This is a genomic window from Ruminococcus champanellensis 18P13 = JCM 17042 (assembly GCF_000210095.1).
Lineage (GTDB): Bacteria > Bacillota > Clostridia > Oscillospirales > Ruminococcaceae > Ruminococcus_F > Ruminococcus_F champanellensis.
The window spans coordinates 196,933-205,690 of record NC_021039.1 but is presented as its reverse complement, the minus strand read 5'-3'; the positions used below and the strand labels follow the sequence as shown (position 1 = coordinate 205,690).

9 protein-coding genes and 1 pseudogene are annotated in these 8,758 nt (G+C 48.6%); 5 read left to right on the top strand and 5 right to left on the bottom strand.

Features of this window, described 5'->3' with window-relative positions; translation table 11 throughout:
- Positions 1–286: 286 nt before the first annotated feature.
- The 4 genes and pseudogenes from RUM_RS13150 to RUM_RS00915 form a co-directional block, all read left to right on the top strand.
- A complete protein-coding gene (locus RUM_RS13150; RefSeq protein WP_015557356.1) occupies positions 287–409 on the top strand; it encodes a hypothetical protein in 123 nt (40 codons plus the stop codon).
- 56 nt (positions 410–465) lie between these two features.
- Positions 466–1,533: a branched-chain amino acid aminotransferase gene (locus tag RUM_RS00925; RefSeq protein WP_015557355.1), complete on the top strand. Its 1,068-nt coding sequence runs from the start codon at positions 466–468 to the stop codon at positions 1,531–1,533.
- Positions 1,534–1,596: 63 nt separating this feature from the next.
- Positions 1,597–2,976: a glycine--tRNA ligase gene (locus RUM_RS00920; RefSeq protein WP_015557354.1), complete on the top strand. Its 1,380-nt coding sequence runs from the start codon at positions 1,597–1,599 to the stop codon at positions 2,974–2,976.
- 110 nt (positions 2,977–3,086) lie between these two features.
- Positions 3,087–4,331 (top strand): annotated as a pseudogene (locus RUM_RS00915) (CHAP domain-containing protein); the annotation flags it as partial.
- A 44-nt stretch (positions 4,332–4,375) separates the two neighbouring features.
- Here RUM_RS00915 and RUM_RS00910 read toward each other — a convergent pair.
- Positions 4,376–4,708, bottom strand: a complete 333-nt coding sequence (locus RUM_RS00910; protein ID WP_015557353.1) for a helix-turn-helix domain-containing protein — start codon at positions 4,706–4,708, stop codon at positions 4,376–4,378.
- A gap of 141 nt (positions 4,709–4,849) precedes the next feature.
- Between RUM_RS00910 and RUM_RS00905 the strand changes: the two genes are divergently transcribed.
- Positions 4,850–5,320: an SLOG family protein gene (locus RUM_RS00905; RefSeq protein WP_015557352.1), complete on the top strand. Its 471-nt coding sequence runs from the start codon at positions 4,850–4,852 to the stop codon at positions 5,318–5,320.
- A gap of 264 nt (positions 5,321–5,584) precedes the next feature.
- Here RUM_RS00905 and RUM_RS00900 read toward each other — a convergent pair whose 3' ends face one another.
- The 4 genes from RUM_RS00900 to RUM_RS00890 all read right to left on the bottom strand — a co-directional run.
- Entirely contained in the window at positions 5,585–6,358 is a 774-nt protein-coding gene (locus RUM_RS00900; RefSeq protein ID WP_015557351.1) for a DUF1883 domain-containing protein, read from the bottom strand.
- An 8-nt stretch (positions 6,359–6,366) separates the two neighbouring features.
- Positions 6,367–6,531 (bottom strand): hypothetical protein, encoded by a 165-nt coding sequence (locus RUM_RS12960; protein WP_015557350.1) that lies wholly within the window; start codon positions 6,529–6,531, stop codon positions 6,367–6,369.
- A gap of 203 nt (positions 6,532–6,734) precedes the next feature.
- On the bottom strand, positions 6,735–8,039 hold the full coding sequence (locus RUM_RS00895) for an AAA family ATPase (RefSeq protein WP_015557349.1): 1,305 nt from the start codon (positions 8,037–8,039) through the stop codon (positions 6,735–6,737).
- 238 nt (positions 8,040–8,277) lie between these two features.
- The coding region (locus tag RUM_RS00890) for an HNH endonuclease (RefSeq protein WP_156300265.1) at positions 8,278–8,758 on the bottom strand (481 nt) is incomplete at its 5' end.

Sequence of the window (8,758 nt, the reverse complement as noted above, 5' to 3'; positions counted from 1 at the left end):
AACAACACACATCTCCCCAAGACGGCGGTAAACCTCTACTGCGTAGGTGTTGCACGCAGACTATGAAGAAAACGCCTGGAAAAGATGGCTACGAAAGGTAAAGGGGTCACGCATGACCCCATAGAGAACAAATGTTCGCAAACGGGGCGGCGGATGGGGAGAAAAAAATTTTGCAGGGTATGGTCAAACCGGAAATTATGTGCTATAATAGAAGCATAACCCGTTCGGGTAGTCTTTGCAGCGCCTGTGGAGGTGCCGGAGGGGAGAATAAGGAGGCATGTGAGGGATGAAAAATCTGATGAAGGCAGTGCTGGTGATCGCCGCAGTTCTGGGTGCGCTGGTATCGGTCAAGCTGGCGCTGGATCTATACGATGAAAAGATCCGCCGCTGCTATATCCGGGCAAATTAAATGTCAATCCGTGTGCGGCTCGGCTGCGCACAATAAATAAAAAAGAAGGTATTGCTATGGAAATCAAATTTGAAAAGGCTGCCTCTCTGAAGGCAAAGCCCACGGACGAGTCCGCTCTCGGCTTCGGTAAGATCTTTACCGACTACATGTTCGTGATGGAATATGAAACCGGCAAGGGCTGGCACAATGCACGGATCACCCCCTTTGCGGATCTGTCCCTGAGTCCGGCGGCTATGTGCCTGCATTACGGTCAGGAGGTATTTGAGGGCATGAAGGCATACCGGAGAGCAGACGGCGGTATTCAACTGTTCCGTCCCCGGGAGAACTTCAAGCGTCTGAACCAGTCCAACCAGCGTCTGGTCATCCCCCAGATCAACGAGGAGGATGCGCTCCAGGGTCTGGAGGAGCTGCTGAAGGTGGAGAAGGACTGGGTACCCCACAGCAAGGGCGCTTCCCTGTACATCCGTCCCTTCATCATTGCGGTTGACCCGTTCCTGGGGGTACATCCCGGGGACAAGTACCTGTTCATCATCATTCTGTCTCCCTCCGGCGCATATTATGCAAGCGGGCTGAATCCGGTGAACATTTATGTAGAAAGCAAGTACGTCCGGGCAGTCCGGGGCGGTATGGGCTTTGCCAAGACCGGCGGTAACTATGCGGCTTCCCTGATCGGGCAGGACGAGGCACATAAGCAGAACTACTCCCAGGTGCTGTGGCTGGACGGCGTGGAGCAGAAGTACATTGAAGAAGTGGGCGCTATGAACATCTTCTTCGTCATCGACAACGAGATCGTAACCCCCATGCTCCAGGGCTCCATCCTGCCGGGCATCACCAGAAAGTCCACCATCGAGCTGTGCAAGAGCTGGGGCATGAAGGTGTCCGAGCGCCGCATCGACATCCAGGAAATTGCGGACGCTTACGACGCAGGCAAGCTCCAGGAGGTATTCGGCACCGGTACCGCTGCGGTCATCTCTCCGGTTGGCCATCTGAAGTGGAACGATAAGGTGATGGAGATCAACGACAACAAGATCGGCCCGATCTCCCAGAAGCTGTATGACACCATGACCGGCATCCAGTGGGGCGAGATCGCAGATCCCTTCAACTGGATCGAGAAGATCGACTGATTCAGAACAAATGTGCGCTCTGTCCCATGGGGCGGAGCGCATTTTATGAAAGGAATTCTATTTATGATCAACACCGAAAAGACAATGGACAAAATCGTTGCCCTGTGCAAGGGCCGGGGCTTTGTGTATCCCGGCAGCGAGATTTACGGCGGTCTGGCGAATACATGGGACTACGGGCCTCTGGGCGTGGAGCTGAAGAACAACATCAAGCAGGCGTGGCGCAAGAAGTTTGTCCAGGAGAACAAGTATAATGTGGGACTGGACAGTGCCATTCTGATGAATCCCCAGACCTGGGTGGCATCCGGACACATTGGGGGCTTTTCCGACCCGCTGATGGACTGTAAGGAGTGCAAGACCCGGCATCGGGCGGATAATCTGATCGAGGACTTTGACGGCACCAATCCGGCAGGCTGGTCCAACGAGCAGATGATGAACTACATCAAGGAGAAGGAGATCCCCTGTCCTAGCTGCGGCAAGAAGAATTTTACCGACATCCGGCAGTTCAATCTGATGTTCAAGACCTTCCAGGGAGTGACCGAGGACAGCAAGAGCGAGCTGTACCTGCGGCCGGAGACCGCACAGGGCATCTTTGTAAACTTTGCCAATATTCAGCGTACCACCCGGAAGAAGATCCCCTTCGGCGTGGCACAGGTGGGCAAGTCCTTCCGGAACGAGATCACACCCGGCAACTTCATCTTCCGTGTCCGGGAGTTTGAGCAGATGGAGCTGGAGTTCTTCTGCAAGCCCGGTACGGATCTGGAGTGGTTCGACTACTGGCGCAGCTTCTGCAAGAACTGGCTGCTGTCCCTGCACATCAAGGAGGAGAACCTGCGGCTGCGGGATCATGACCCGGAGGAGCTGTGCTTCTATTCCAAAGCCACCACGGACTTTGAGTATCTGTTCCCCTTCGGCTGGGGTGAGCTGTGGGGCGTGGCGGACAGAACCGACTACGATCTGAATCAGCATATCAAGACCAGCGGCAAGCAGTTGGATTACTTTGATCCGGAGACCAATGAGCGGTATGTGCCCTATGTCATCGAGCCTTCCCTGGGCGTGGAGCGTCTGTTCCTGGCACTGCTGACGGAGGCATACGACGAGGAGGAGATCGCACCCGGGGACGTGCGCACGGTGATGCATTTCCATCCGGCACTGGCGCCCTTTAAGGCGGCGGTTCTGCCCCTGTCCAAGAAGCTGAGCGAGAAGGCGACTGAGGTGTACGAGATGCTGGCAAAGCACTTCCCGGTGGACTACGACGAATCCGGTTCCATCGGCAAGCGGTACCGCCGGCAGGACGAGATCGGTACGCCCTTCTGCATCACCTACGATTTCGACACCCTGGAGAAGGACAACTGTGTGACCATCCGGGATCGGGATACCATGGAGCAGGAGCGGGTTGCCATCAGCGACCTGGTGGCATACCTGGAGAAGAAGATCGAGTTTTAAGGGATACTATTATAGTATGCAGAAGCGCATCCGGCGGTTTGTCGGGTGCGCTCTCTTGCGCTTTGGATGATATGCATAAAAATGGGCAAGATATATTGAACGGATTTGAAGCATCCGGAGCTATCAAAACCGCAGAGGCAACAGCGAAGGCAACGCAAAAGGCAGCGGCTGCGGCTGCAAAGGCCGCACAGAAAGCGGCGGAGATTGCCCGCCAGACGGCCATAGCCGCCTACAAAGCGGCTGTTGCGGCGGCGAAAGCTGTTGCGGCGGCAATCAAGGCCATCGCAGCGGCGATGAAAGCACTGGTTGCAGCTATCGCTGCTGGAGGCTGGGTCGCAGTCGTGGTCGTCGTGGTTATCTGCCTTGTTGCCTTGATCGCCTGCTCCTGCTTCGGCATTTTCTTCTCAAGCGAGGATACCGGCTCAGAAAAGACGATGCGGCAGGTCATTCAGGAAATCAACATGGATTATCAGAACGAGCTGGATGCCATCAAGGATTCCGTTGAATACGATGCACTCGAAATGTCCGGTTCCCGTGCCGTGTGGCCGGAGGTGCTGTCGATCTATGCCGTCAAGACGACCTCCGATCCGGATAATCCCCAGGAGGTGGCAACGATCACTCCGGAAAAGGAACAGCTTCTGAAGGATCTGTTCTGGGAGATGAACGAGATCTCCCACCGGACGGAAACAAGGACAGAGACGGTTATTGTGGAGACGGATGACGGCAATGGTAATATTCTTGAGGAAGAGGTGCAGGAGACGATTACGACGCTCTATATTACTGTCAGCCACAAGACGGCGGATGAGATGGCTGCGCAGTACGGCTTCAATGAGGATCAAAAGCAGCAGCTTGCAGAACTGCTTGCGCAGGACAGCAGCATGTGGGCGGCGGTGCTTTACGGAATCTACGGAGTGGATGATCAAATTGTTGCCGTGGCGCTGTCGCAGGTGGGCAATGTGGGCGGAGAGCCCTATTGGTCATGGTACGGCTTCGGCAGCCGTGTGGAGTGGTGCGCCTGCTTCGTCAGCTGGTGCGCAAACGAATGCGGCTATATCGACACCGGTGTCATTCCCAAGTTCGCCGGATGTGTCAACGGTGTACAGTGGTTCCGGGAGCGTGGGCAGTGGGCAGATAACTCTATGGAGCCCTCGCCCGGCATGATTATCTTCTTCGATTGGGACAACAAGGGCAGCTCCGGCCCACAGGACGGTCAGTCCGACCATGTCGGTATCGTCCAGAAGGTCGAAAACGGCGTTGTCTACACCATCGAGGGCAACTCCGGCGATAGCTGCCGCGTCAATCAGTACCCGGTTGGCTATTATGAAATTCTCGGCTACGGTGTAGCCGCCTACTAAGTAGAACATGGTGTCACCCTTCGTCGGGTGGCACCGTGTTTTTTTCATTGATTTTTGTATTTGTCCATTTCCTGAAGCATTTTATAGAGTTGCTTCTGCTCTGCCTCGTTCTTAGAGGCAACCAAGTCATAGCATTTGGCCGCAATGTTGTTGCTGCCGCTCTTTCCCAACTTATCGAATAGCTCGGACAGGGAAATATCCATAGCTGATGCAATCTTCTCTACACTTTCCAAAGTGGCGTTTTTCTCACCACGTTCCAATTGCCCGATATATGTGGGATGGCAGCCGGCAAGCTCGGCTAACTTTTCCTGGCTGAGTCCTTTTTGCGTTCGGTAGTTTCTGATGCGTTGCCCAATGATCTTTGCGATATCACTCATTCCCATCGCCTCCATATATAGTCTATAAATATCGCTTTGGCCAATCCACAGACTATTGATATTCAAAGGGTCGGGATATATACTATAGATATTATCTCATGAATTTTGGCACTTATAGTATTCGAGAGGAGGACGGAGTTTATGCGCATAAAAACAGTTTGCTTCACCGGACATCGGGAATTGCCGGCAGATGATCTGCCCGAAATCTCCAAGCACTTGGAGGACACCTTGGTCAAGCTGATTGAGCAAGGCTATCGCTATTTCGGCGCAGGTGGTGCCTTGGGATTTGATACTCTGGCAGCGCAGGTTGTCCTCCGCTTGCGGGAGCGTTATCCGCAGATTCGGCTGATCCTTGTGCTGCCGTGCCTTAACCAAACTCGAGGCTGGCCGCAGGAGGATATCGACACTTACGAAGAGATCAAGCGCTGTGCAGATAAGGTGACTTACACCTCGGAGCACTATTTTCGGGGCTGTATGCAAAAACGCAATCGGCATCTTGTGGATAACAGCAGTGCCTGCATTTGCTACCTGACGAAGCCCGCCGGCGGTACTGCATATACCGTTAATTATGCCTCGGAGCATGGGCTAACGATAATCAACATTGCTAAGTAGCTATCGAATAAAAGATCATATGCCTTTCTTACATGCAACTAAACTATTAGCGAAAAAAGGTGCGACCATTTTACGGCACCTTTTCTCTACTTGGGCTGTAATTCAATCAAACCTATTGAAAATTGTGTAGAAGAATGGTATAATATACGATGAACTGTAATCTTAACCAGTTCGAGTTAAGTTTTATCGCTTGTGGTATCTCTATTATCTCAGTTGTCTGTCAGATTTTGAGTATCTGATTTTTTGTTGCCATTGTGTTGCCAGTTACTGAAGGATCAGCTCAGAAATTTCTGTGGCAATTTCATCCACAGTATTGATAGCCGTATTTCTGGCAAGTTTATCCGCTAAAGAGGGACTGAAATCAAGTACTTCCTTCTTGGTGATATTGTGCCAAATTGGAAGAATGATTTGCTCACCTGATACCGCTTTGGTAATTATTCCGTCGAGCTCATAATTAGTCCAGCCTTTTTTGATGAAGTCTTTTGAAATTACCACAATTCCGAAACGACTATTGGCAAGTCCTTTATCAATCTTACGTCGGAGACTATCGCCAATCTTCATCTCGAATTCATCATACCAGACCTTAACGCCTTTCTCTACAAGAGCGTTGGCAAGAGGACGAACAATCTCATCTTTATCTTCTGATGCATGAGAAATAAATACGTCATACTCAGGATCATTATCAATGTCAACATCAATGCCAAAACCTCTGTTATGTACCAGAGAAGGCATAGACGCAAGTGACGGTTGCTGCTTAATAGTAGGCAGTGCTGTTGGAAGAACCCTAACAGATGCATTCACTGTTCCTCTTAATCCGTTCATATCAATTGCTACGTGCCAATGACCAGAATGAGGAACAGCAAGGCGAACAGGTGATTGCTTTGCAAGTCCTCCGGTATAATGATAGCGTCTTCCATTCTTGTAATTGTTAAAATTGGTGCTATCGAGCAACTGTACATTTGCAGCGTTGCCCTTTAACACTATCTCGACAATTCTGCCTTTGTCAAGATTTCCTAAATCCGTGTGAATAAACTTCATTCTTGTCCTCACTTTCCGTGCTTAGTCTTATCAACGAGTACGAATGTAGTCGCACCCTTGGGTGTCGGCGGAACAGTTTTTCCCTTAACAAGCGTAACCTCCGTCTTGCTGCCAACGGGTTTATACTGACCCGAAACAGGGGCTTTCTGCCCAGTTTTTGTCTTTGTAGCCATTTCAGCCACTCTCCTTAAAATTTATTTAAAGAGATCACACGCTTAATTTTTACTTTCTGCCGACAAAAAAACTATTGCATTCTGTGAGGAAATATGATATCATAGTAGTTGCTACACTGGCTAAAGTATCATATTTTGTATGAAATGCTTTTGCCGACCTAAGAGATGCCCCTCACACGGGCATCTTTTTTCATGTGACCGCTTTATTGCATATTGTTAATGATGTTAGGCATTGCTCCAAAAGCACCTTCAATCATTTTCTGACCAAGCTTATCATAGCTTCGTAATCCTGGAATATCACTGATGTGAATCATTGAGCTTTCTCCAAACTCATTCTTGTCCATGAGCCAAACTTCATCACGCTGTACAGCCTCGTTTATCAGCAAGATATTATGAGTTGTACAGATCAGTTGTGCGTTATGCGGATTAGTTTCCGGATTATAGAACAGTTCTATCATTTTTTTCACAACCGTAGGGTGAAGACCGTTCTCGATTTCGTCAACTATAAGAATATTCCCAGTGCTAAGTGCATCAAATATTGTTGGCAAGATGTCAAGAAGTTTGATTGTACCATTAGATTCAATCTGAAGGAAAGGCAGCTTGCTTTGAGACACTGCCTTATGATTGTCATAAATGCTATGTGTGGACTTCACATCTACACGCACACTTTTCAAAACAACTGCTCGGTTTTCAAGGTCATCAGAATCAAGAGAATGTTTTTCAACTTTCTTCTCATTGAACTCCACTTGGATGTCTTCCAGTGTGGGGTCTGCACTTTTCAGTATTCTCAGATACTCCTCTTTCTTCTCAGCAGAGAATGTCTCTTCGCTAAGATTTGAAAGGCCTCTAAATGCAGCCATATTAACTACTTGAATGTTGGTGATAGTTGAAACTATAGTTGTGGCGAGCTTATTATTCAGAAATGAAGCCATTGATAAACAAAGAGCGTTATCCTTTACCACATGAACATTATCCTGGAAAGGTTTTAATTCAGATTTCAAAGTAATGCTCTCGTATTTTGGCGATGTGCGTTCCAGGATGGTTTCTGTACGTCTTTTCTTTTTCGTCAGTTTTTCTGAGATAACATCATAGTTTTCGGCTATTGAAAAAGAATAGGTATACAGCACATCATCGATTAGGATCTGTATAGAATAAGATGTAGCACGTTCCTTGCCGGATACATCAAACTTAAAATGATTTCTCTGAACAGCGAGCTCATCCTTAAGTGGAAGCATATCGAGAAGCTGAGGATTATTTGATGCTCTAATTGGTGACAACATGATAGTCCTCTGTATCTGTAAGATAATCTTACAGAAATTCGACTTACCCGAACCGTTTGCACCATATATATAAGCAATTTTGTTAAATTGCTGGTTATCACCTGCAAAAAAAGTGTGGTTTTCGATAATCTGTCCTTTGGGGACGGATGTTTCCATGTCAAACTCTATCGTACCATTGAAGGGACCGAAATTCGTTGCCGATATGGATTTTAGAATTGCGTTTTTCATAGCAGTTACCTCCACATACTACATTATACACTATATCGTCCAGATTGTCAAGCGCTAAATGCGATTTTTGCACACTTTTGTAGAAATCGCTGTTTAACAAATCAAAAATCCGACGTTTCGATACTATATCCACAAAAAATACGCAGTAATAATGTTATTCTGCGTTTAAGATATTTATCATCAGAAAAGCAAAATTACAAAACGCCACTACTTCACATAAGTAATGGCGTTTTTAAAGCTATTCCTGCCCTGATTTCTTCAAATTACAATCCCTGCACAGCATCTGCAAGTTCTCCGGAACGGTCTTACCGCCTGCGTGCCAGGGTGTGATATGATCTGCGTGCATTTTCTCGAAATCAAAGTGTTGACCACAGATCGGGCAGATTCCCTGCTGCTGTTCGTAGACTGTGCGGGCATCTTCCTCGTCAAACTGACGCCGGCTCAGATATTTTTCTTTTCCTGTCAGCAGATATTCATATATACCGCTGTTCTTGGTGACTTCCTTGTCAGCCATGAGAGCGGTTATTTTTGTCTCCAATGCCGCAGGATCAAGTACATCGCTCTTGTGCTCATGATAGAGCCTTCCCCAATCCAGTCCCTTCATCTCCTTACGCCACTTCGGGAAAATGGTATTCACCCAGTTAATGACGGTCTGAAAATACATCCACAGCGGAGCGGCGGTGCTGTCATGTTGATGCTCGGACATATAGAGATCAACA

Bases quoted from the DNA above. Each gene is read 5' to 3' on its own strand.
- RUM_RS00910 (WP_015557353.1), bottom strand. From the start codon at position 4,708: ATGAGTGATATCGCAAAGATCATTGGGCAACGCATCAGAAACTACCGA.
- RUM_RS00920 (WP_015557354.1), top strand. From the start codon at position 1,597: ATGATCAACACCGAAAAGACAATGGACAAAATCGTTGCCCTGTGCAAG.
- RUM_RS00905 (WP_015557352.1), top strand. From the start codon at position 4,850: ATGCGCATAAAAACAGTTTGCTTCACCGGACATCGGGAATTGCCGGCA.
- RUM_RS12960 (WP_015557350.1), bottom strand. From the start codon at position 6,531: ATGGCTACAAAGACAAAAACTGGGCAGAAAGCCCCTGTTTCGGGTCAG.
- RUM_RS00895 (WP_015557349.1), bottom strand. From the start codon at position 8,039: ATGAAAAACGCAATTCTAAAATCCATATCGGCAACGAATTTCGGTCCC.
- RUM_RS13150 (WP_015557356.1), top strand. From the start codon at position 287: ATGAAAAATCTGATGAAGGCAGTGCTGGTGATCGCCGCAGTTCTGGGT.
- RUM_RS00900 (WP_015557351.1), bottom strand. From the start codon at position 6,358: ATGAAGTTTATTCACACGGATTTAGGAAATCTTGACAAAGGCAGAATT.
- RUM_RS00925 (WP_015557355.1), top strand. From the start codon at position 466: ATGGAAATCAAATTTGAAAAGGCTGCCTCTCTGAAGGCAAAGCCCACG.